Origin of the sequence: Corynebacterium sp. HMSC065H09, assembly GCF_001812845.1 — a bacterium.
Lineage (GTDB): Bacteria > Actinomycetota > Actinomycetes > Mycobacteriales > Mycobacteriaceae > Corynebacterium > Corynebacterium jeikeium_D.
Genome location: NZ_KV810571.1, coordinates 13,177 through 36,838, shown reverse-complemented (window position 1 = coordinate 36,838; position 23,662 = coordinate 13,177). Strand labels below are relative to the sequence as shown.

Annotated in this window: 17 protein-coding genes; 12 read left to right on the top strand and 5 right to left on the bottom strand. The window is 60.1% G+C overall.

All coding sequences use genetic code 11. The features are described from left to right. Window positions 1–233 precede the first annotated feature (233 nt). Complete coding sequence (uvrB, locus tag HMPREF2878_RS00150) at window positions 234–2,366, top strand: excinuclease ABC subunit UvrB (RefSeq protein WP_049193953.1); 2,133 nt, start codon at window positions 234–236, stop codon at window positions 2,364–2,366. A gap of 132 nt (window positions 2,367–2,498) precedes the next feature. Next, on the top strand, window positions 2,499–2,939 hold the full coding sequence (locus HMPREF2878_RS00145) for a universal stress protein (protein WP_005511992.1): 441 nt from the start codon (window positions 2,499–2,501) through the stop codon (window positions 2,937–2,939). An 84-nt stretch (window positions 2,940–3,023) separates the two neighbouring features. Here HMPREF2878_RS00145 and HMPREF2878_RS00140 read toward each other — a convergent pair whose 3' ends face one another. The 4 genes from HMPREF2878_RS00140 to HMPREF2878_RS00125 form a co-directional block, all read right to left on the bottom strand. Then, window positions 3,024–4,118: a DNA glycosylase AlkZ-like family protein gene (locus tag HMPREF2878_RS00140; protein WP_065421639.1), complete on the bottom strand. Its 1,095-nt coding sequence runs from the start codon at window positions 4,116–4,118 to the stop codon at window positions 3,024–3,026. A gap of 34 nt (window positions 4,119–4,152) precedes the next feature. Continuing rightward, window positions 4,153–6,654 (bottom strand): HelD family protein, encoded by a 2,502-nt coding sequence (locus tag HMPREF2878_RS00135; protein ID WP_070652657.1) that lies wholly within the window; start codon window positions 6,652–6,654, stop codon window positions 4,153–4,155. Between the two features lie 133 nt (window positions 6,655–6,787). Further along, window positions 6,788–7,657 carry a DoxX family protein gene (locus HMPREF2878_RS00130; protein ID WP_016422909.1) on the bottom strand — a complete coding sequence of 290 codons (870 nt, stop codon included), beginning with the start codon at window positions 7,655–7,657 and terminating at the stop codon, window positions 6,788–6,790. A gap of 189 nt (window positions 7,658–7,846) precedes the next feature. Beyond that, complete coding sequence (locus tag HMPREF2878_RS00125) at window positions 7,847–8,554, bottom strand: MBL fold metallo-hydrolase (protein ID WP_083295677.1); 708 nt, start codon at window positions 8,552–8,554, stop codon at window positions 7,847–7,849. A gap of 139 nt (window positions 8,555–8,693) precedes the next feature. Between HMPREF2878_RS00125 and uvrA the strand changes: the two genes are divergently transcribed. Next, entirely contained in the window at window positions 8,694–11,546 is a 2,853-nt protein-coding gene (uvrA, locus tag HMPREF2878_RS00120) for an excinuclease ABC subunit UvrA (protein ID WP_070437626.1), read from the top strand. Between the two features lies 1 nt (window position 11,547). On the opposite strand, the gene HMPREF2878_RS00115 is transcribed toward uvrA, so the two are convergent. Continuing rightward, window positions 11,548–14,001, bottom strand: coding sequence for a DUF2339 domain-containing protein (locus HMPREF2878_RS00115; protein ID WP_070652656.1), 2,454 nt, complete (start codon window positions 13,999–14,001; stop codon window positions 11,548–11,550). Window positions 14,002–14,412: 411 nt separating this feature from the next. On the opposite strand from HMPREF2878_RS00115, the gene infC reads away from it, so the two are divergent. From infC to argJ, 9 genes are all read left to right on the top strand, one after another. Then, window positions 14,413–14,964, top strand: coding sequence for a translation initiation factor IF-3 (infC, locus tag HMPREF2878_RS00110; protein WP_172954614.1), 552 nt, complete (start codon window positions 14,413–14,415; stop codon window positions 14,962–14,964). 76 nt (window positions 14,965–15,040) lie between these two features. Continuing rightward, window positions 15,041–15,235 (top strand): 50S ribosomal protein L35, encoded by a 195-nt coding sequence (gene rpmI, locus HMPREF2878_RS00105; protein WP_005511726.1) that lies wholly within the window; start codon window positions 15,041–15,043, stop codon window positions 15,233–15,235. Window positions 15,236–15,312: 77 nt separating this feature from the next. Then, on the top strand, window positions 15,313–15,696 hold the full coding sequence (gene rplT, locus HMPREF2878_RS00100) for a 50S ribosomal protein L20 (RefSeq protein ID WP_016422904.1): 384 nt from the start codon (window positions 15,313–15,315) through the stop codon (window positions 15,694–15,696). 183 nt (window positions 15,697–15,879) lie between these two features. After that, window positions 15,880–16,710: a TrmH family RNA methyltransferase gene (locus tag HMPREF2878_RS00095; RefSeq protein WP_016422903.1), complete on the top strand. Its 831-nt coding sequence runs from the start codon at window positions 15,880–15,882 to the stop codon at window positions 16,708–16,710. Window positions 16,711–16,808: 98 nt separating this feature from the next. Continuing rightward, window positions 16,809–17,858 carry a phenylalanine--tRNA ligase subunit alpha gene (pheS, locus tag HMPREF2878_RS00090; protein WP_049170371.1) on the top strand — a complete coding sequence of 350 codons (1,050 nt, stop codon included), beginning with the start codon at window positions 16,809–16,811 and terminating at the stop codon, window positions 17,856–17,858. Window positions 17,859–17,890: 32 nt separating this feature from the next. Next, entirely contained in the window at window positions 17,891–20,383 is a 2,493-nt protein-coding gene (gene pheT / locus HMPREF2878_RS00085) for a phenylalanine--tRNA ligase subunit beta (RefSeq protein ID WP_070652655.1), read from the top strand. A 27-nt stretch (window positions 20,384–20,410) separates the two neighbouring features. Then, the gene (locus HMPREF2878_RS00080) at window positions 20,411–21,250 is read left to right on the top strand and encodes a trypsin-like serine protease (protein ID WP_070652654.1); all 840 of its coding nucleotides are present in this window, start codon (window positions 20,411–20,413) and stop codon (window positions 21,248–21,250) included. Between the two features lie 149 nt (window positions 21,251–21,399). Then, window positions 21,400–22,440 carry an N-acetyl-gamma-glutamyl-phosphate reductase gene (gene argC / locus HMPREF2878_RS00075; protein ID WP_187406563.1) on the top strand — a complete coding sequence of 347 codons (1,041 nt, stop codon included), beginning with the start codon at window positions 21,400–21,402 and terminating at the stop codon, window positions 22,438–22,440. Beyond that, complete coding sequence (gene argJ, locus HMPREF2878_RS00070) at window positions 22,437–23,645, top strand: bifunctional glutamate N-acetyltransferase/amino-acid acetyltransferase ArgJ (RefSeq protein WP_070560048.1); 1,209 nt, start codon at window positions 22,437–22,439, stop codon at window positions 23,643–23,645. The genes argC and argJ overlap by 4 nt, the downstream gene beginning before the upstream one ends. Window positions 23,646–23,662 lie beyond the last annotated feature (17 nt).

The following is a 23,662-nucleotide window of genomic DNA, read 5'->3' as shown; positions in this document are numbered from 1 at the left end:
CTTCACCAGGAGTCAGTCCATGCGCACTAAGGGCCAGCTGGTGAAGCGGAACCCGCCTTTGCTGGCCTGGCACCGACTTTATGCCAGCCTTGTCCAAATCTGTACCGATTTTAATGTTGGTCCGGAACTCGACAGCCGCTCCTAGGCTCTGGACCCTAGCCCTGGACAGCCCAAAGCCCCAGGAAGTAACGTAACCAGCCGCTTTCAAGACAGCCTTCGCTACGCTGGGAACTATGGCATTTGCAGCAGAGCAACCCGTCCTCGCGCACTCGGAGTTCCGTCCCGTCGGTGAAGTCGAGCGCGCTGAGGGAAACTTCGAGGTCATCAGCGAGTTCGAGCCCTCGGGCGACCAGCCGCAGGCAATCGCGGAACTGTCGGAGCGCCTAGATAGAGGCGAGCGCGAGGTAGTCCTGATGGGTGCCACGGGCACCGGTAAGTCAGCCACCGCAGCGTGGTTGATCGAAAAGGTGCAGCGGCCAACCCTCGTCATGGCACCGAACAAGACGCTTGCGGCCCAGCTGGCCAATGAGCTCCGCAGCCTGCTGCCAAACAACGCGGTCGAGTACTTCGTTTCGTACTACGACTACTACCAACCCGAGGCCTACATCGCGCAGACCGATACCTATATTGAAAAGGATTCCTCCATCAACGAGGACGTGGAGCGCCTGCGCCACTCGGCTACTTCAGCGCTGCTGTCGCGTCGCGACGTAGTCGTCGTCAGCTCTGTTTCTTGCATCTATGGCCTGGGTACCCCGCAGTCATACCTCGACCGTTCGGTGTGGCTGAAGGAGGGCGAGGAAGTCGACCGCGACCAGTTCCTGCGCCTTTTGGTGGACATTCAGTACGCCCGCAATGACATTGCCTTTACCCGCGGCACCTTCCGAGTAAAAGGTGACGTGGTCGATATCATCCCGGCCTACGAAGAAAAGGCCGTGCGGGTGGAGTTCTTCGGCGACGAGATTGATTCGCTGTACTACCTCAATCCAGTCACAGGCGACGTCATCGACCAAGTCCCTGAGCTGCGCATCTTCCCAGCTACGCACTACGTCGCAGGCCCGGAGCGGATGGAACGGGCCGTCGCGGACATCAAGGCCGAACTCGCCGAACGCCTGGCGGATCTGGAAAACCGGGGCAAGTTGCTGGAAGCACAGCGTCTGCGCATGCGCACGGAGTACGACCTCGAAATGATTGAACAGGTCGGCTTCTGCTCCGGCATTGAGAACTACTCGCGCCACATCGATGGTCGCGCGCCGGGCTCGGCCCCCGCGACGCTCATTGACTATTTCCCGGAGGACTTCCTCACCATCATCGATGAGTCGCACGTCACCGTGCCGCAGATTGGCGGCATGTTCGAAGGCGACGCTTCCCGTAAGCGCAACCTCGTCGACTTCGGTTTCCGCCTCCCATCGGCGCTGGATAACCGCCCGCTGACGTTCGACGAATTCGATGCCAGAGTGGGCCAGGTCGTGTTCATGTCCGCAACGCCGGGTGACTATGAGCTCGAAAAGACCGGTGGCGAGTATGTGGAGCAGGTTATTCGTCCGACTGGGCTGGTGGACCCCAAGATCGTCGTTAAGCCTACTGAGGGGCAGATCGATGATTTGATCGGCGAGATCCGAAAGCGCACCGAGCGTGACGAGCGCGTTCTTGTGACCACCCTGACGAAGAAGATGGCGGAGGATCTGACCGACTACCTGCTCGAAAATGGCGTGCAGGTGCGCTACATGCACTCGGATGTTGATACGCTCAAGCGCGTTGAGTTGCTGCGGCAGTTGCGTCTCGGCGAGTACGACGTGCTGGTCGGTATTAACCTGCTGCGCGAGGGGCTGGACTTGCCCGAGGTTTCGCTGGTGGCAATCCTCGACGCCGACAAGGAGGGGTTCCTGCGTTCGGAGCGCTCGTTGATTCAGACGATTGGTCGTGCCGCGCGAAACGTCTCCGGCGAGGTGCACATGTACGCCGACAAGATCACCGATTCCATGCGGTTCGCCATCGATGAGACGGAGCGTCGCCGCGAAAAGCAGATCGCGTACAACACTGAGCATGACATCGATCCGCAGCCGCTGCGCAAGAAGATTGCGGACATTCTGGATCAGGTCTACGACAACGCTGACACCGATTACGAAGGCAAGACCGGTGCGGCCGCTGATGCGCTGCTCTCGCGTGCCGACGGCTCGGGCGCGGCCGGTGGTGCTAGCGGTAAGCAGATGCCGAGGGCGGAGCTCGAGGCGCTTATCGCGGATTTGTCGGAGCAGATGGCCGCGGCTGCGCGAGAGTTGAAGTTCGAGCTCGCGGGGCGCTTGCGCGATGAGATTTTCGACCTCAAGAAGGAACTAAAGGGGATGATTGAGGCCGGTGTCGAGTAGTTTTTTGCTACTGTTGTGGGAAGTAAAACAGTGTATTCGCGAAAGTGCCTCTGGCCAGTGGGTTCGGGGCAACGACGGCGTTACGCACGATGAACTGTTTTAATGCAACTTCCACAGTGAGGGATAGTTTTCATGAGTGATTACAAGACCATTGTTGTCGGCACGGATGGTTCTAAGTCGTCGCTGCTCGCAGTAGAGCGCGCTGCCTCGATTGCCGCGGCTTTCGATGCCACCCTGGTTATCGGCTGCGCTTACTACGAGACTGCAGAGGATGCGTCCAAGACCCTGCGCCAGGATTCGGTTCAGGTCCTCGGTGATGACCCGGCTCAGAAGAACCTGGCTGCTGCTAAGGAGGCCGCAGAGGCCGTCGGCGCTACCAAGGTTGAGACCGAGGTTCGTTCCGGCTCCCCGGTTGAGGCTCTGATGTCTCTGGTCACTGACCGTCGCGCTGACCTGCTGGTGGTTGGCAACCGCGGTATTAACTCGCTGACTGGTCGTCTGCTGGGCTCCGTGCCGGCTGATGTTGCTCGTCAGTCGGACTGTGACGTCATGATTGTTCACACTGTGAGCTAACAAAACGGTGAGCTAGTAAGACCGTCAGCTAACAATTTAGCTTTCGTTTTAAACCGGCATCTCTTAGTTGAGGTGCCGGTTTTTCTATTGTCGGCCGGTGATAACCCCTTCTTCAACTACAAAAGGCCAGCTAATTCCGTTTCTGGTTAAGACCTGGTTGCGAAGGGATTCAGGAAGAACTTCGGTACGGCTGCCATAGCCCATGAGGTACTCGTCAAAAGCGGGCAGTCGAAGCGTCAGTGAAAGCGCGGCTTCAAGCTCGGCCTCAGCTACGTTCTGCTGCCATGCCGGCATGAAGTACTCATTTTGTGCGAGTCCTTCGCCGGTGAATTCTGTGTCAGTTGGCGTGTGCGGAGAGGCAGAGGAATCGAGGGAGAAAGGAGCTATTAAGTGGTCGATAAGCTTAAAGGCCTTTTTCGCTTGAGTTTTCGTCAGCCCCAGCCACCACGCGAAGTCAGCTACACAGATAGGTCCGCGGGAATTAACATAGCGCCAGGCAATGTCGGCCAGCGTGGATTCAGCTGAGTGTTCTGTGCTGGAGCCCTCCGTGGTATTTGCTGAGAGGCCGCCTTTGAAAGTTACGTCGGCAAGCAGGACGAAGGTATCTTCGGATCCTTTTCGTGGCCCTTGGACGACAGCGCCTTCGCCGCCGAATGTGCGCAGTAGGTGAGGACCTCTTTGTTCCGTGGGGTCTATTCCATGATCTGCGAAAACCTCATAGGCTTCAGTCCGAGTCAGCGGGTCGGACAGGCCACGTGAGCGCAATTCGGAATGAAATGCTGCCCTTGCGGTCTGCACATCATCTTGAGAAAGCCCGAGTGTCGTACGACGTCTTGCTGCTGCCTTTTCGATGCGCGGATTCGTCAACCTCATAATTGCTCCCGCGTCTTGCGCTGAAACAAAGTGCAGGGTGCCTCGTTGAGACCAACAGCGAACGATGTCGTAAGAAGAAATGGCTGCTAAAACATCGTCGGTGGTGCTGCCACTGCGTAGGGCGATGGCATTAACACCGTTCGAATAATTCTGCCCTTGTAGAGCGACCATGCCATGCGTTGCTGATAATGCAGGCGAGTTGAGGTTTGTATTCCAATCGCTGCGTGCTTGACTTGCAGCTAACCCCTGGGCAATGAGACGGCGTGCGCGAAGTTCAGCTAGCTGAGGTAGATAGTTTTGGGACATAATGTCTCACTCATTCTGTACGGCACTATCCTCGTCATTCTAACCATTGCAGCTCCGGCAAAACGCCCGACTGCTGAGGCGCCACAACAATTAGCCCCTGGGTCGCACGAGTCAGTGCAACGTACAGGTCCTGTAGCCCCTGTGGGGATTGCGCCACAATCTGGTCGGGCGCAACGACGATGACCTCGTCGAATTCCAGGCCTTTTGAGGTCGTGATGTCGTAGACCGCGCAGTTGGTGAGTTTGCTGGGGCGAGTAGCAGGTGCGTCATCGGCGGCACTAGCCCCGCCAGCACCATCAGGGTCACCATCTCCATCAGCTCCACCACCGAGAAAATCCCGCACCTCCGCGCGCGTGGCTTCGAGCAACTCGGCGGGCGCGATCACAGCGACCAGGCGGTCCGGCTGCGCAACCTGCTCCACATGCGCCAGAGCCTCCGTCACGGTGCGAGCCTGGACAGGCTTGCGGCCGGTCGCGCGGATCGACTGCGGTGCCTCCAGCTCCGGATCAATCTCGGCCAGGACGCTGGCGGCGACCTCCATCACCTCAGCTGGGGTGCGGTAGTTGACGGTCAGCTCGTGGAGATGCCACCTCGAGCCGATGATGGGTTCCAGCACATCATCCCAGGTCGCGGCACCTGCGGGGGAGCCCGTCTGGGCCACGTCGCCGACGAGGGTCATCCAGCCGTTGGGGCTGCGGCGGCGCAGCATTCGCCAGGCCATCGCGGAGAGTTCCTGAGCCTCGTCGACGATGACATGGCCGTAGGCCCACAGGCGATCCGCCGCCGCCCGCTCGGCGGTGGATCGCAGGTCGCGCTCACGGTGGCGTTCGGCCAGTGCCTCGGCATCGATGACGTCATACGCTGACAAGATCTCGGCCTCGAAGCCGTCGTCAAGATCCTGGGACGCAGAACTGGACAGGGTATCCAACGCGCCCTGCGCTTCCTCGACGCGGGCCTGCCAATCCTCTTCATCGGCCTCCGCGTCACCAACTGGGCCGAGGAGTTCCGCCAGCTCGTCGAGAAGCGGGGCGTCGGAAGGCATCCAGTCGGTGCCTTCCGGCCGGTAGAGAGCCTCGCGCGTCAGCTCGTCGTAATCGGTGGCGGCGTAGTCGATGGCCTCGCGAGAGCTCAGCAGCTCCGACAGCACCCGCTCGGGCGTAAGCGCAGGCCACAGCTCATCGAGGATGTCGGCAACTGCTCCGGATTCGTCGATTTCGTCGCGTAGATCGGCAATGTCGGTCACGGACAGGAGGTTTTCGCCGCCCAGCGGATCGGCACCGATGACCTCGGCCATCTGTGCGGCCAGCAGTTCCACCACGTGATCGCGGAAAATCGGGCGAGCCAGATTGTGGGGTTTACGAGTCCTCCGCGCACGCGTCCGCGCGGCTTTCACCATCTCCGGCGTGATGGTCAGAGTGATGTTGTCGTTCCGGACCTCAAGAGGTTCCGCGGGCAGCTCCTGGTAGGCCCGCACGGCCTCACGCAGGATCGTGAGCATCTCAATCGAGCCCTTAACTTCCTGCGCAACCAAGGGTTCGGGGTTGTGTCCGTCGATAAGCGCGTCGGAACCGCGCACGCCGGGGTAGAGATCGGCAATGGTGGTCAGTACCACGCCCGTTTCGCCGAGGCTCGGCAGCACGCGCGAGATGTAGTCGAGGAAGGTTGTGTTCGGGCCGATGATGAGGACACCGGTTTTCGCCAGTTGATCGCGGTAGGTGTAGAGAAGCCACGCGACGCGATGCAGCGCCACCGCCGTCTTGCCCGTGCCGGGACCGCCCTGGACGACCAGGGTGCCGCGGGTTGAGTCGCGGATGATGAGGTCCTGCTCGCGCTGGATGGTCTCCACAATGCCGCGCATATGGCCGGTGCGCGCTTGATTCATGACCTCCCGCAGCACCGATTCGCCACCGACGCCCGCTTCAACTTCGGTCTCGTGTGCGCTGTCGGCTTCCTCGCCGGAGAGCCATTCGTCGTCAATGCTGCGGACCTTCCGGCCGTGAGTGCGCAGGTGTCGGCGCAGGCTGACTCCCTCGGGATGCGCGGTCGTGGCCAGGTAAAACGGGCGCGCACCGTCGGCACGCCAATCCATGATGACCGTGCGGTAGTCGTCGTCTTCATCGGACAGGCCGATTCGCCCGATGTATCGCTTATCGACGGTCGCCCCCGGCCCTTCCTCTGCCAAAGGATTGTCGGGGTCTGTGTCATCGATATCGATTCGACCAAAGACCAGGCCAATCTCGGCTGAGCGGTAGCGGTCCAGATTAGCCTGTAGTCGGTGGTATTCCACCTCGCGTTCAACGCGGGCTTGCGGGTCTGGGTCGTCGATGAGCATGACCTGGCGCAGGTACTCTTGGTCGCGCTCGCGTGCCCGGTCGAGGAAGCTGAACGCACGATCGACGTAGGCCTGTTCTGCAGCGAGGATGCTTTCTTCTTCTCGCTGTGGTGCTGAACTTGCTTGGTCCGGCAGACCTGCCTGGCCAGTGCGGCCAATGCGGCCTGTCTGGTCCTGCCCGGGCTCGGATGCGCGCGACGCCAACCTGGTCTCCTCAACGAATCGCAAAATTAGTGCTAACTGATGTGCTGAATGAATATAAAAATATGAAAACGCTCCCGCACGCGTAGTGGCGTGGGGAGCGTTTAAGTATACCGCTTTAACTGCGGCAGCAAACTTACTGCAGGCGCTTCTGCGCCTTCTTTGCGGACTTCTTGGCCTCCTTGGAAGCCTTGGCTGCGCGCTTGCGCAGTTCCTTGCGCTGCTTGCGAGTGTCCTTCTTGAGATCCTTGCCCAGGTCCTCGGCGTAGTCGCGAGCGTCCTCAGCGAGCTCGGTAGCCTTGGCAATCCAGTCGTCCTTGTTGTCCTCGACGTAGCTCTTAGCGGTGTCGAAGGCGTCGGTGAGCTGCTCGCGCCAGCCGTCCTTGTTGTCCTCGACGTATTCACGAGCCCCATCGGTGGCCTCAGAAGCGCGGTCACGGAGCAGGCCAGCCTTTTCGCGGACGTTCTCGCCGGCGGAAGCGAAGGCTGCGCTGATTTCCTCAGTGCGCTGCTCGGTTTCAGACTTGGTCGGCAGGGCAGCCTGAACCTTCTTGTTCAGCTGCTTGCCTGCCTTCTCAGCGCGCCAAGCGACACCCGGCTTGCCGTCGGTGTCAGCGGTAGCCAGGAAGAGGCCACCCAGCAGACCGATGTCGGTCAGGAAACCAGTGCGGCGAGCTGCCTTCTCCTTCGAATCCTGGGTCTCCCAGAATGCGTGGCGAGCCAGCATCGTCGGAACCTGTGCAGCGACCAGAGCGGTGGCGGACAGGCGTGGAGCCTTACCCAGAGCGTAGAGGGAACCCGCAGCAACCTTGGTACCAGCGACGACCTGGACAACCAGCTTCTCACTATTTGGCACGTACTTGTTGTACTGGTTCGGGGTTACGGAGCGGACGCGGGCAATTAGGTCGCGTGCGCCCTCTTCATGATCCTTTTGGTTCATCAGCGTGTCGACACCGTCGGCAACGAAAACCGAGGCCAGCATTGGTCGGGCAAACTTGCGAATCATCTAAATTCCATCTCCTTTGTCGTCCAGGTGAAACCGTGTTTTTGGCCATCTGGTCGCTGTAATTCACTATTAATCCTACGCAGCCCGGCCTATTTATGTCGCGGGAATGACGAGTTTTTCAGAAGCTCCGGCTGCATCCAGCGCTGCCAACCACACTCATCCAGCACTACCGACCACGCTCATCCAGCGCTACCAACCACGCTGGCGCCAGTTCTCGACCTCGGGGCTCTCGACACCAACTGTGGTGTCTTTGCCGTGGCCGGGGTGAATCACCGAGTCGGCGGGGTAGACGTGAAAGAGGCGGCTCTCGACATCGTCGATAAGCTGCGTGAAATCCTCGGGCGAGTACGTTTTGCCGACACCGCCTGGGAAGATGCTGTCACCGACGAAGAGGTGGTGTGACGGGGTGTCGTCGGAAAGCGCGCCGGCCTCCTTGGCGGACAGGTCGAGGCAGAGACCGCCCTTGGTGTGTCCGCGCAGGATGAACGTGGGCAGCGTGATGCCCTGGCCGAACGTGATGGTCTCGCCGCCGTCGAGCTGCTGGTCGGCGGGCTCGGGAATGTCGGCAGCGTCGAGGCTGGACGTGATGTGGCGGGCCGGGAATGCCTGTAGAAGTTCGCCGAGCGCCTGGACGTGATCGCCGTGGGAGTGCGTGGTGACAATCGTGCGCACCTGCGCGCCGACGTGCTCAACCAGGCGGATTAGGTGCTCGGCGTCGGTGGCGGCGTCGATAAGTAGAGAACTGTCGGGCTCGCGGGAGTCGACCAAAAGGTAGACGTTGTTGTCCATCGGTCCGACGGAGGTCTTATAAATCGTGACATTGCCGTAGTCAATGCGCTCAACGCCGCGCGTGCTCGGCGAGTTGGAGTAGGGGCTGATTGTAATGTCGTCGTTCATGCGCCCCAGGGTAATGAGGTGTCTGTCGGCGCGCTAGGAACGCAACGTAACCGCGAATCTCTGAACACATGTGCGAAAAATTGGTTGTGGACTGTAGACTAGTCGGCAGTGAATCGTCGACGAATTGAGGTTTCCCACTGTGGCTGAACGTCTAGTGGTCAGAGGCGCCCGCGAGCATAACCTGCAGGGTGTTGACATCGATTTGCCCAGAGACAAGATGGTGGTTTTCACCGGTCTGTCGGGGTCGGGTAAATCGTCACTGGCATTTGACACAATTTTCGCCGAGGGCCAGCGCCGTTACGTGGAGTCGCTGAGCTCCTATGCGCGCATGTTCCTGGGGCAGATGGAAAAGCCCGATGTAGAGATGATTGAGGGGCTCTCGCCGGCGGTGTCGATCGACCAGAAGTCGACGAACCGCAACCCGCGCTCGACCGTCGGAACCATCACTGAAGTGTATGACTACCTGCGTCTTCTCTACGCGCGCACCGGTACTCCGCACTGTCCGACCTGTGGGGAAGTAATCTCCTCACAGACTCCACAGCAGATCGTCGATCAGGTCATGGAAATGCCGGAGGGCACCAAATTCCAGGTCCTCGCACCCGTCGTGCGCACGCGCAAGGGTGAATTCGTCGACCTGTTTGAACGCCTCGCATCCGAGGGATACGCGCGTGTCATCGTCGATGGTGAAATGCACCGTCTAACGGATCCGCCGAAGCTGAAGAAGCAGGTCAAGCATGACATTGACGTGGTCATTGACCGTCTCCAGGTGAAGGAGTCGCAGCAGCGCAGGCTCACCGATTCCGTCGAAACGGCGCTTCTGCTTGCCGACGGCGTCGTGGTCATCGACGCCGTCGGGCTAGAGGCGGACGACCCGCGTCGAACCCAGCGGTTCTCGGAGAAGATGGCCTGCCCGAATGGGCACCGTATTGCTATCGATGAGTTGGAGCCACGGTCGTTTTCCTTTAACTCGCCGTATGGTGCGTGCCCGGAGTGTGACGGTATCGGTACCAAGCTGGAGGTGGACACGGACCTGGTGATTCCAGATCCGTCGCTGCCGACGATTGAGGCGATTGCGCCGTGGCGGCAGACGCTGAACAAGAAGTACTTTGAAAAGCTGGTTGAAGGCCTCGCCACCGAGATGAGCTTCGACCCGACCACGCCTTTCGAAGACCTCACAGCGCCGCAGCGCAAGGCCCTGCTGCATGGTTCCAGCCACAAGGTCACGGTGCGTTACCGCAATCGCTACGGCCGTACTCGCCAGTACACCGCACCTTTCGAAGGCGTGATGCCGTACCTGCACCGCAAGCTGTCACAGGCGGAGAGCGACTCTCAGAAGGAGCGTTTCCAGGGGTACATGCGTGAGGTGCCGTGCCCGGCATGTAGCGGTACTCGTTTGCGTCCGGAGATTCTTTCGGTGACGTTGGATTCGGCGGAGTTCGGGCAGAAGAATATTGCCGAGCTGACAGAGCTATCGGTTCACGATGGCTCGGCATTCCTGAATTCGCTGACTCTGGGCAAGCGCGAGGAAATGATTGCCGGGCGTGTTCTGCGTGAGGTGCAGGCTCGTCTGAAATTCCTGCTTGACGTTGGCCTGGATTATCTGTCCCTGTCTCGTTCGGCAGGCACGCTGTCCGGTGGTGAAGCGCAGCGAATTCGTCTGGCCACACAGATTGGTTCGGGGCTCGCTGGCGTGCTCTACGTCTTGGATGAGCCCTCGATTGGTCTTCACCAGCGTGATAACAACCGTCTAATCAAGACTCTGAAAAACCTGCGCGACCTGGGCAATACCCTGATTGTGGTCGAGCATGATGAGGACACGATTCGCGAGGCCGATTGGCTGGTCGACATTGGGCCAAAGGCCGGTGAATACGGTGGACAAATCGTCTACCAGGGTGAACCGTCTGGCATCGTTGACTGCGAGGAATCACTGACAGGTGCGTATCTCTCGGGTCGTCGGGTATTGGCGGTGCCGGAGAACCGTCGTGCGATTGATAAGTCGCGCATGGTGACGGTCAAGGGCGCTCGCGAAAACAACCTGAAGAAGATTGACGTGAAGTTCCCCCTCGGCGTGTTGACCTGCGTTACGGGTGTTTCCGGGTCCGGCAAGTCCACCTTGGTCAACGAAATCCTGGCCAAGGTGATGAGCAACGAGCTCAACGGTGCTCGTCAGGTGCCGGGTCGACACAGCCGCGTGGAGGGGTTGGATCAGCTGGACAAGCTGGTGCAAGTTGATCAGTCGCCGATTGGTCGCACCCCGCGTTCCAACCCAGCGACGTACACCGGTGTGTTCGACAAGATCCGCAACCTCTTCGCCGAGACGCAAGAGGCCAAGGTTCGTGGCTATAAGCCCGGTCGATTCAGCTTCAACGTCAAGGGCGGCCGCTGTGAGGCGTGTAAGGGCGACGGCACCATCAAGATTGAGATGAACTTCCTGCCGGACGTCTATGTGCCTTGCGAGGTTTGCCACGGCGCGCGCTACAACCGCGAAACGCTGGAGGTTCGTTACAAGGGCAAGACCATCGCTGAGGTTCTGGACATGCCCATCTCCGAGGCAGCGGAGTTCTTCGAGCCGATTCAGTCGATTGCGCGTTATCTCAATACGCTTGTCGACGTCGGCCTGGGCTATGTCCGTCTCGGGCAGGCGGCAACCACGCTCTCGGGTGGTGAGGCTCAGCGCGTGAAGTTGGCCAGTGAGCTGCAGAAGCGCTCCAATGGCCGGACGGTCTACATCTTGGATGAGCCGACCACGGGGCTGCATTTTGAGGACATCCGCAAGCTCATGTTGGTGTTGCAGGGCCTGGTGGACAAGGGCAACACCGTCATTGTCATTGAGCACAATTTGGATGTCATCAAGTCTGCGGATTGGATCATCGACATGGGGCCGGAAGGCGGCTCCGGCGGTGGCACCGTGGTTGTAGAGGGCACGCCGGAGGATGTCGCGAACTGTTCCGGCTCCCACACCGGGCAGTACCTGAAGCCGCTGCTTAAGTAGCTTAGGTAGTCGGCTCGTTTCCGTCGGAAATTCCAGGACCGCCGGTGCGGGTGAAGCCTTCCAGTCTGTCAGCAGCGGGGTCGGCATCTGCTGCGCCGCTCGCGCCGGCAGCGTCGGCAGCAGTGCCGGCAGCGTCAGTATCGCTGGCGGTGCCGTCACGCTCCGGTGCCGCCGGCTCCTCGGCACTCTTCTGCTTCGCCCCGGAGACCGCCATGGCCAGCAGAATCAAACCACAGCCGAGGAACGCCAAGGCGCGGATAACGCCATCGAGTGTTGCCATGTCGTAGAAGATCAGCTTGACGATAGACAGCGCCGCAATCGTCAAACCCGCTGCCAGTCGCGCCGGAATGTGGTGGAACCTCTTCGATAGCACCAGCATGCCGGCAATCGTGGCCCAGAAAATACTCAGCAACATGTGTGCAGCATTGAAGCTCACGCCAATAGTTGTGAGCAGCACGATAAATGGCATACCCAGTGCAGCCAGGCCAATCAGTGCAAAAGCTGGCGGTAGCTGCGACCTCGCTGCCGTCACGGCCAGGCCGACGTCGGCGCACAGCAGGAACAACAGCGAAAGCATTTCTGCCCACGTTGCCGAGTAGTCGTCCGCAGCACCGGCATTCAATGCTGCGGGCAGGATGTAGAGGTGTACTACCGTTGCGCCGAGCAGCCAGGTCAGTGCCGCAATCTTTGTATATGGTGCCACGGCATCCCGGGTTGGTTCAGGAGCCTGTAGTCGTGCGCCAATCGCGCCGTGCTTCGGTGCTGTGGCCAGCGCCCAGACAAAAAGCGCGGCACCGATGGAGATTGGGATGAGACCCCAAGTGTGGGTTCCAGTATCGGTTCCTGAGCTCCTTTCCGGGCCTGCCACCGCGAGCGCTAGCCAGGGCAGGATTGCCGTGGCCAAGGCCATTGGGGCGAGATAGCGGAAGATGGCACGGTTCCAAAGGAATACTGCAGCAATTGCGATGAACAGCACGAATCCGCCGTAGAACAGCAGCCAGAGGCTGGAGGCGGACTGTGCGGCGTTGACCATTGGGACTGCAGCTACAACCGGAGTCGAGAAGGCAACTACTGACGTGATGGTGACCAGATCGTCTTCCCAAGTGCTGGTTTCCGAAGGCTCGTCGTCAAGCTCGGGAGTGAGTTGGCGAGTCAACGCCAGCGGACCGAACTGGGCAAACACGAAAAGGGCAATGGTGAGTGCGGCGATTGCGGGCATCACCAGTGCATTGTTGGTCGTGATTACGCCGATGAGAACGTTTGCGCCGAGCAGGAATGCGACTACGTACTTCCGGAAGGGGACGTTCAGGAGGCAGACGATAGCGGCGATGACCATCAGTTGAAGGGTGATTTGCGCGAGCGAAGAGCTCAGCGGGCGGGCGTGGAAGTTGAGGCCGATCGTCGCCCACAGCATTAATCCGGTGTTGATTGTGATTGTCCACGCCGCGGTTGCACTCGACTTCGTCCACCGCGCGCCGTATAGACCGACTGCGGCGAAAGGCAGCATGATGACCAGCGTCGCGGCCACCGGAATCCAGTCGAGGAGGTAGGACATCGACATCGTTGTCAGGTGCGCAGCGGCTAGTGATGTCGCAATCAACGCCGTCACACCAGCAGGCGGTGCTTGACGACGGTGCGCTCGCACAGCCGCGACCGCGAGCACAGCGGCCAACAAGTAAGCCAGGACCACACGACCGGCCGGTCCAATCAGGCCGGATTGGATTGCGACCGCGACGAAAAACGCGATACCGGCAGCGGTGATGAGACCACCGAAGATGGCGATGATTCTGATGATTGCCTTCTCGTTGCGCCACCAGGGCTCGCGAGGTTCGCGCGATGCCTCTGGCAGCTTCGGTGGCGGGGTGGAGTCTGTGGGAGAAGACTGTGGCGACTTCGAATCCCGCCGCCATTGGTGGGCAGAGGGGAAGCCGAACATCGGCTGCGCAGTTGCGTCGCTCTGTGGCAGGGGTGCTGGTTGGTTCCGCCAGTCAGCTTGCGTTGGCGGTGGTGGCACCTGCATCTGCTGAGACTGCTGGGGATACTGCGGTGTGGTCAGTGCCTGCTCAGCCTGCGGTTCCCAACGGGGAGGAGGCGCCTGCTCTAGTGGCGGACTGTGTGCTGGCGGCGGTTGCGGATTGTGTTGAGGTGTCCCTTGAGGTGCAGCATGGGGCGGCGCTTGAGGTGCTGGCGCAGATTCCGTGCCCATAGTTTGAGGCGAGCGCGGTACGGTCGGCTCGTGCTCGCTTGCCTGGGAAAGGCGTACCTGCCAAGTATGGGTGAGCTGAGCCAGCCGAAGCGAGCTAGCCTCGAGATCTGCCAGAGCATGGGAAAGCTCTGAGACGGAGTCGCCGGTCAGGACAAAATCGCCGGTCGGTGGCTTGCCGTATCGGGCGGAATGCTGATTAGGATTGGTGTTCTCGGCTTTAGGGCCAAAGCCGTTGGAGCCAGTATTCATTGTGACGACTTTAATCGTGTTTGGCCTAAAAACTATGGAGAGAATCTACCAATCTGATTACAATTCGGATTGCGCTATTTAGCGCTCGGTTTCGCGCCGGGGAGCTGATGGTAAATAACCTGGCATAAGAGTCGGTTTTGGTGTGCGAGAACAGCTGTGTTAACATCTCGTCTACGACCGCCAGAATGCGATGCTTGCTGCCTTCGGGGAGCATTTAGTTGCATTCGGCAGCGAAGAGGATTTAAGTCCCACCCTAGGTGCGCCAAAGAATTACGGTAGCGCCGGGGTCCACCCTAATCGGTGATGTCACATCGCACGATTGGAAGGCGTCCTTATACAGTGTGTAGTAATCCGCTGTAGACGCGTGGCTTTTCTTCCTTTCCCGCTTGCTATCGCGGTTTGAAACGAAGATTGTTCAGGTTCAACCTAGGAGGCCACATCAGCGCTGAAGCTCGTATTAACGAGGATATTCGAGTACCGGAAGTCCGCCTTGTAGGACCGAATGGTGAGCAGGTGGGCGTTGTCCGCACCGGTGACGCACTCAAGCTCGCTTACGAAGCAGACCTTGACCTGGTTGAGGTTGCTCCGCGAGCAAAGCCGCCGGTCGCCAAGATTATGGACTACGGCAAGTTCAAGTACGAACAAGCCCAGAAGGCACGCGAGGCTCGAAAGAACCAGCAGCAGACTGTGGTCAAGGAGCAGAAGTTCCGTCCGAAGATTGATGACCACGACTACGAAACCAAGAAGAACAACGTTGTTCGTTTCTTGGAGAAGGGTTCGAAGGTCAAGGTCACGATTATGTTCCGTGGCCGTGAACAGTCTCGTCCAGAACTGGGATTCCGCCTGTTGGAGCGTCTGGCCGCCGATGTCGAAGAGTACGGCATTGTCGAGTCTCGCCCGAAGCAGGACGGTCGCAACATGACTATGGTCCTGGGGCCGGTTCGGAATAAGGGTAAGAAGTAACCGACCTGACCAGAAATGGTTGTAAACGAGATTTTTGCGCCACGAGCGTCAAAGATCGGTAGGGGAGAGTTTTAACATGAAGCAGAAGACCCACAAGGGCACCGCAAAGCGCATCAAGGTTACCGGTTCCGGCAAGCTGCGCCGCGAGCAGGCTAACCGCCGCCACCTCCTGGAGGGCAAGCCGTCCACTCGTACCCGTCGCCTGAAGGGCACCACGGACGTTGCTAAGTCGGACGTCAAGCGCGTCAAGCGTCTGCTGGGCAAGGCTTAATTTTTCAAGTCTCGTCCCAGGGCAATCGCCCTCTTAATTTCACTAGTTCTTAAAGACAACGAAAAGGAAGTATCACCGTGGCACGTGTGAAGCGGTCTGTTAACGCTAAGAAGAAGCGTCGCGAAGTTCTCGATTCCGCAAAGGGCTACCGTGGTCAGCGCTCCCGCCTGTACCGCAAGGCCAAGGAGCAGATGCTCCACTCCAAGACCTACGAGTTCCGCGATCGCCGCCACCGTAAGGGTCAGTTCCGTCGTCTGTGGATTCAGCGCATCAACGCTGCTGCCCGCGCTAACGACATCACCTACAACCGCTTCGTCCAGGGTCTGAACCTGGCTGGCGTTGAGGTTGACCGTAAGAACCTGGCTGAGATGGCTGTCAACGACCCGCAGGCATTCGCTGCTCTGGTCAAGGTCGCTAAGGATGCTCTGCCGGAGGACGTCAACGCTCCTGCTGCTAAGTAAAGCAGCTACGAGGTAACTCGTACGTAGCGTCGGCAAGCGCCTGCGACCGGCAGTGCGCCTGCCAACATCTTTGAAAAACCACCGTCGATTGGGTTAACGAATAACCTCGACGGTGGTTTTTCGTATCCGCACTGGCCTGCTGGCGGTTATGAATCCCGAGCCGCATCACTAGGATTAATCACTATGAACTCTGCGCTGTACTTCAACGACGAGCCGTTTACTCCTCGCACCCCGCGAGTCTCGGCGGCTATTCAGCTCCACCGTGCGGCCAAGCGGAAGAAGGCCGGGCGCTTCCTCATCGAGGGCTTCAATTCCGTCGATGCGGCTATCCGCGCAGAGGCTGTCGTAGAAATTTTCGTCACCGCTGCCGCCGCCGAGCAGTTCCGCGAGCTGCTCACGGGGTATCTCGAATCGGGGACGCAGCGTAAGTCTGTTTCGCTTATCGACGCCGCCGCCGCCCGCTCTTTAAGTGAAACTGTCACCACCACCGGACTCTTCGCTGTCTGCGACACAGGTGCGGTGTCCATTTCGTTGGAAGAGGCCATTGAGGTTGGAAAGCAGTCCGGCTGTCTGGTGATTCCGGTGGAGTGCAATGACCCGGGTAATGTCGGCACGATTGTGCGTATGACTGATGCTCTCGGAGCTGGTGCGGTTATCCTTGCTGGCGATTCGGTTGACCCGTTGAATTCTAAGGCCGTGCGTTCGTCGGCAGGTTCTGTTTTTCATACCCCTGTCGCACGCGAGCGCGATATTGATGTCGTTATGGAGAAAGTCAGGGAAGCGGGCTTTACCACCCTCGCCACGGCGATGGATGGCGCTCTCACGCTCGGCGTTGATGCGCTTCCCGACGGTCCCGTCGCCTGGCTTTTCGGCAACGAAGCCCATGGCCTGTCGGAGGAGATTACGGCCTCGGCGGGGGCAAGTGTGTCCATCCCGATTAAGGGCGAGGCAGAGTCGTTGAACCTCGCCACCGCAGCGGCCATGTGCCTGTGGGAGACGGTTCGGGGTAAGTAGGAAACCTCGATGGTGAGGTGCATGCACGTGTGCAGTTATCCTCGACTATGATTGTTCCATCACAAGAACTGATAGTCCTATATAGAAGTGGTTGACACGTGAGCGATTCGCCAAATCCTATCGATCTTTCCGAGGAAGCCCTCCAGGCGGCTGCGCAGAAGGCCACGGGTGCCTTTGATGCTGCCGGCAACCTGGATGAGCTTTCTGCCGCCCGCCGTGAGCACTTGGGGGATGAAGGCTACATTCCGCAGGCTCGCCGCGCGCTGGGCTCCATTCCGAAGGCTGAGCGCAAGGATGCTGGTCGTCGCGTAAATGTTGTTCGCGGAGCCGTCGAAAAGCACTATGCTGAGCGTCTTGCAGTGCTGGAGGAAGAGGAAAACGCGCGTCGCCTGGTCGCGGAGCGTATCGACGTGTCGGTGGACACCACGCAGAGTCAGCGTGGCGGTATGCACCCAATTACCATCCTGTCCGAGCAGATTGGTGACATCTTCGTGGGCATGGGCTGGGAAATCGCCGAGGGCCCAGAGGTCGAAGCCGAGTACTTCAACTTTGACGCGCTGAACTTCCTGCCGGATCACCCGGCTCGTACTCTGCAGGATACTTTCCACATTGCGCCGGAAGGATCCAAGCAGGTGCTGCGTACGCACACCTCGCCGGTCCAGGTTCGCACTCTGCAGTCACGTGACCTGCCGATTTACGTTATCTGCCCGGGCCGTACCTTCCGCACCGATGAGCTCGACGCCACCCACACCCCGGTCTTCCACCAGGTGGAGGGACTCGCTGTGGACAAGGGGCTGACCATGGGGCACCTGCGCGGCACGCTGGATCACATGGCAAAGGCGCTGTTCGGTCCGGAGACCAAGACCCGCATGCGCACCAACTACTTCCCGTTCACTGAACCGTCCGCTGAGGTTGACGTCTGGTTCCCGAATAAGAAGGGCGGCGCAGGCTGGATCGAGTGGGGTGGCTGCGGCATGGTCAACCCGAACGTGCTGCGGGCCTCTGGCATTGACCCGGAGGTGTACTCGGGCTTCGCGTTCGGCATGGGCCTGGAGCGCACCCTGCAGTTCCGCAATGGCCTGACTGACATGCGCGACATGGTCGAAGGCGACGTCCGCTTCACGCAGCCGTTCGGTATCCGCGGCTAATTCACTGACCTACAGATAGGAGTTTTACTTACATGTTCATTCCACAGTCGTGGGTCACTGAAATCGTTCGCGGCCCAGAGAACACCATCAACCCGGACTGGTCCGTTACCCCGGACGAGTTGGATGAGGGCTTTGTCCGCGTTGGTTTTGAAACCGAGGGGCACGAGCCGCTGGAGAAGGTCGAGGGGCCGCTGGTTTTCGGTCGCGTCGACCACATTGAGGAGCTCGAGGGCTTTAAGAAGCCAATTCGCTTCTGTCAGGTCAATGTCGGTGATGCCAATGGCACCGGCGAGCTGCAGGAGATCATCTGTGGTGCCCGCAACTTCGAAGAGGGCTCCATTGTTATCGTCGCGCTGCCGGGCTGCGTGCTGCCGGGTGGGTTCGAGATTTCCGCACGGAAGACTTACGGCAAGGTTTCCAACGGCATGCTCTGCTCCGAAGCTGAGCTGGGTATGACCGATTCCTCCGCCGGTATTCTGACGCTGCCGTCGGCCCCAGCTGAGCTGGGTTCGTGCGCTAAGGAATTCATCGGTCTCGATGACGAGAAGTTCGAGGTCAACATCACCCCGGACCGCGGTTACGCGCTGTCGGCCCGCGGTCTGGGCCGCGAGATCTGCTCCGCCTTCAACCTCGACTTCGCCGATCCAGCCAAGGTCAACGAGCTGCCGGTCGAAGGTGAGGTCCTGAACGTCACTATCGACGAGGACACCGACACCCGCCGCTTTGGTCTGCGCCGAGTCACCGGCATCGACCCGAACGCCGAGACCCCGTGGTGGATGCGTCGCCGCCTGCTGCTGGCTGGTCAGCGTCCGGTCAACGTGGCCACGGACGTCACCAACTATGTGATGCTACTGCTCGGTCAGCCGATGCACGCTTTCGACGGTTCCAAGATCGCTGGTGGCCTGCACATCCGCAACGCTAAGGCCGGCGAGACTCTGACCACTCTCGACCACGTGGACCGCAAGCTCGACCCGGCGGACGTTGTCATCTGCGACGACAACGGTATTCAGTCGCTGGCCGGCATCATGGGTGGTCTCACCTCCGAGATCGCCGACGACACCACCGATGTTGTCTTCGAGGCCGCCAACTGGTCGCCGCTGCACGTCTTCCGCAGTGGTCGCCGCCACAAGCTGAGCTCTGAGGCTTCACGACGTTTCGAGCGCGGCGTGGACACCGCTCTGGTCGAGCCGGCTTTGGATCTGGCCTGCCAGCTGCTCGCTGACATCGCCGGCGGCACTATCGACACTGGTCGCACCCTGCTCGGTGAGGTTGCCGCCATGCCGACTATTGACTTTGCCGTCAACCGCGCCAGCGAAGTTGCGGGCGTTGATTACCCGCGTGAGACCGTCATTGGACGCCTGCGCGAGGTCGGTTGCGAGGTCGTCGACAACGGTGACCGCCTGGCTGTCACTCCGCCGACCTGGCGCTCGGACCTGACCATGTCCGCTGACCTGGTTGAGGAAATCCTACGTCTGGAGGGCCTGGAAGACATTCCGGTTATCCTCCCAATCGCCCCGGCCGGTCGCGGTCTGACCGAGCGTCAGCTGCGTCGCCGCTTCGTCGGCCACGCGCTGGCTCACAATGGCTACCTGGAGATTCTGCCGACACCGTTCATTGCCAACGATGTCTTCGACGTCTGGGGCCTGGACGCTGATGACCCGCGTCGTAACACCGTCAAGGTCATCAACCCGTTGGAGTCCGACCACGCTCAGCTGGGCACGACTCTGCTGCCGTCCATGCTTGAATCGCTGAAGCGCAATGTTGCTCGCGGCCAGGTCGACCTGTCGCTCTACGGTGTGGAGCAGGTATCCATCGAGCGCGGTAACGGTGTCTCGCCGATGCCGTCTACCGCGGGTCTGCCGAGCGAGGCCGAGCGCGCCGAGCTGCTGGACTCGCTGCCGGAGCAGCCGCTGCACGTCGCCACTGTCGCCTGCGGTCGTATCCGCCTGGATAGCCCGTGGGGTGACGAGGCCGCGTACACCGTCGCGGACGCCATCGAAGCCGCGCAAATCGTAGCCCGTGCTGCCAACGTCGAGCTGGAGATCCGCAACGCTGAGGTGCTGCCGTGGCACCCGGGCCGCTGCGCTGAGCTGCTTGTCGACGGCGAGGTCGTCGGCCACGCCGGTGAGCTGCACCCGAAGGTGTGCAAGGACGCTGGTCTGCCGGAGCGCACCTGCGCGATGGAGATTAATCTCGATGCACTGCCAGTGACGGAGCACCTGCCGGCGCCGGTACTCAGCCCGTTCCCGGCTGTCCACCAGGACGTCGCGCTTGTTGTCAGCGATGAGGTCTCCGCCGCAGAGGTGGAGAAGACTCTGGTGGAAGGTGCCGGTGAGCTCCTCGAATCCATTCGTATCTTCGATGTTTACCGTTCCGAGCAGATGGGCGAAGGCGTTCGCTCACTGGCGTACTCCCTGCGTTTCCGCGCACCGGACCGTACGCTGAAGGAAGAGGAAGCTTCCGCAGCTCGTGAAGCGGCCATTGAGCTGGCCACTACCCGTCATGGCGCTCAGTTGCGCGGCTAAAAGGGGAGACCACAGGGAGAGATACCCATGATTGGCATCTTGCGGCACCGCGGCAACAGGCTGAATAGCGCAGAGGCGCGAGAGCAGCGCGTTGGGGCGTGCGCTGTGAGCAGCGCGAAGCCTGCGGCGACTGTGGCTGCAGCTGCTGTCACGGCAGGTCTATTGCTCACCGGCGCGCCGAGTGCGGCTGCGCTGGTTGGCGGGGAGGCTGCTGCGCCTAGTGTGGCGGCGGACTCCGTGGTGGCGATCATGGTCCGGACCAGTCCCCATACCGGAAACTTTTGCACAGGAACTGCAATCGCCCCGCAGTGGGTAATGACCGCCGCCCACTGCGTGCGTGATGTCCCGCAGCAGGCTGGGGAAGTAGAGGTCGGTTTCGGTCAGGATTCCCACCGTGTTCCTATCGATAGCTGGGAAATTGCGCCCACCGGTGACGTAGCGCTTGTTCACCTTGCGGGCGACGCAGCTCTTCCGGGGTATCCCGCAATGGAACGTCGTCAAGCGTTTTCGGAGCAAGAAACGGCAGGCACGGTCTATGGGCGATCGCTGCTCGGCGATGTTGCGGATGGCACGCTGCCGTCGGCGACCGTCACCGCTTCGATGTGTCCGGTGAAGTATCAACAGTGCGTGCGGGAAGACTCGGTGTTGGCGCGCATGGAGCGCCCCGCGGCGTTGCAGGTAGGCGATTCGGGCGGACCGCTTTTTATCGACGGCCAGCTAGCGGCGGTGTTCTCGGGCGCGGTGGCTTTTGATGGCAGCGTCGCACCGGAGGAGTCAGGTTACTATCTCTACACCACGACGTCATCGGTGGCGCAGTGGGCAGATGGCGTGATGAGTCAGGAGCCAAGCGTCGCGTTCGTTGAGTAATCTGCCGTGCTCGGCGAACGCGATGTATGTACCGACGACGGCGTTATATTCATAAATCACTCACGTCACATTGGTAGGATTCCAGCACTTTGGCAACGAATTCTATGAATATCTTGCAACGCAGTGAATAAAAGTGTTGAATGTTTGACATGAGTATTTCCGTTGCCATTGCCGGTGCGACCGGTTACGCAGGAGGAGAGATCCTCCGCATCCTGTTGTCGCACCCGGCGTACCTTTCCGGCGAACTAACCATCGGCGCACTGACGGGAGCATCCAACGCGGGTGCTCGTGTGGGCGACATTATGCCTCATGTGGCACCTTTGGCTGACCGTCGTATTGAGCCGACTAATGGTGACACACTCGCTGGACATGACGTGGTGTTCCTCGGTCTGCCCCACGGTCATTCGGCTGCGATTGCAGAGCAGTTGGGGGATGACACGGTGATTATTGACTGCGGCGCGGATTTCCGCCTGCAGGATGCCGCTGAGTGGGAGCACTACTACGGCTCGGAGTACGCCGGTACCTGGACTTACGGTATTCCAGAGCTGCCGGGCAACAGGGAAGTAGTGGCTGCTTCGAAGCGCATTGCTGTGCCGGGTTGTTTCCCCACTGGGGGTACAATTACGGCGCTGCCGGCAGTTGCAAAGAACCTGGTTAAGCCGGACCTGTCCGTTGTTTCCATCACCGGTACCTCCGGTGCGGGCAAGAAGGCGGCTGTGCCCCTGCTCGGGTCCGAGGTTATGGGCAATCTCCGCGCCTACAACACTGCGGGCAGGCACCGCCACACCGCAGAGTTCCTGCAGAACCTCAAACCGTACGCAGAGGATCTCACCGTCAGCTTCACGCCCGTACTCGCCCCGACGTCGCGCGGCATTCTCACCACTATTACCGCCCCGCTTGTCGACGGGGTTACGGAGGCAGCCGCACGGGAAGCCTACCTCGAGTTCTACAAGGATGAGCCGTTTGTGCAGGTGTTGGCCGAAGGGCTGCTGCCGCAGACACAGTCGGTAATTGGCTCTAACTTGGTTCAGATTCAGGTCGAGGTAGATGAACGCGCCAAGCGCCTGGTGCTGACCTCGGCGATTGACAATCTGACAAAGGGCACCGGTGGTGCCGCAGTTCAGTGCATGAATTTGGTTACTGGACAGAATGAAACTGCAGGACTTCCCCTGGTAGGAGTTGCCCCATGATGAAGGAAGAAAAAGAAGGTCTTGTCAACGTCGCTGGTGACGAAGGCGGCGTATGTGCACCTCAGGGGTTCGCGGCCAGCGGTGTCATTGCCGGCATCAAGGTCAGCGGAAACCCGGACATGGCGCTCATCGTAAACCAGGGGCCGGAGAAGACCGCGGCGGCTGTCTTTACCACCAACCGTGTCCAGGCTGCGCCGGTGACGGTATCCAAGAAGCACATCGCTGACGGCAAGCTGTCGGCAGTGGTGCTGAACTCCGGCAATGCCAACGCCTGCAATGGTCAGCCGGGTATTGCCGACGCCCTCGAAGTTTGCCAAAAGGTCGCAGATGGGCTCGGCGTCGACGTTACCGAGATTGGCGCCTGTTCCACTGGCTTGATTGGTGACCGGTTGCCGATGGACATTGTGCTGGCAGGTGTGCCGAAGCTGATTGAGAAACTGGGCGGCGATGTCGCCGCAGGTACGGCTGCAGCAGAGGCCATCTTGACCACTGACTTGGTGGCAAAGCAGGCCGTTGCGCATGGTGACGGATTCACTGTCGGTGCTATGGGCAAGGGTGTTGGCATGATTAGCCCGTCGATGGCCACGATGCTCGGTGTGATTACGACGGATGCGTCGGTAAGCGCAGAAATGGCGCACGAGGCTATTGCCAAGGCGAGCGAGGTTACGTTTAACCGCCTAGATATTGATGGCTCCACATCCACCAATGACACCGTCATCATTTTGGCCAACGGTGCCTCTGGCGTGAAGCCCTCGCAGGAGGAGCTCGATCAGGCAGTGCTCAGCGTGTGTGATTCCATCGCACGCCAGATGCAGTCGGACGCCGAAGGCGTGACCAAACGTGTGTCGGTGACCGTGCGTGGCACCGGTGGCGCTGAAGATGCCCTGGTAGCTGCTCGCATTATCGGCCGCGACAACCTCTTCAAGTGTGCGATGTTCGGTTCGGACCCGAACTGGGGTCGTGTGTTGGCGGCTGTCGGCACCGCGCCGGTGGATATGGATCCGGAGCACATCACGGTTTCCTTCAACGGTCACGTAGTCTGTCGCGATACTGGTGGCACGCCTGATGCTCGTGAAGTGGATCTGTCCGGCAAGGACATCGCCGTTGAGGTTGACCTCGGTACTGGTAATCCGGAAGAGGCCACGATTCGTACGACGGACCTTTCCCACGATTACGTTCACATCAACTCGGCATATTCGTCCTAAAGGTTTTGAGGAGACTC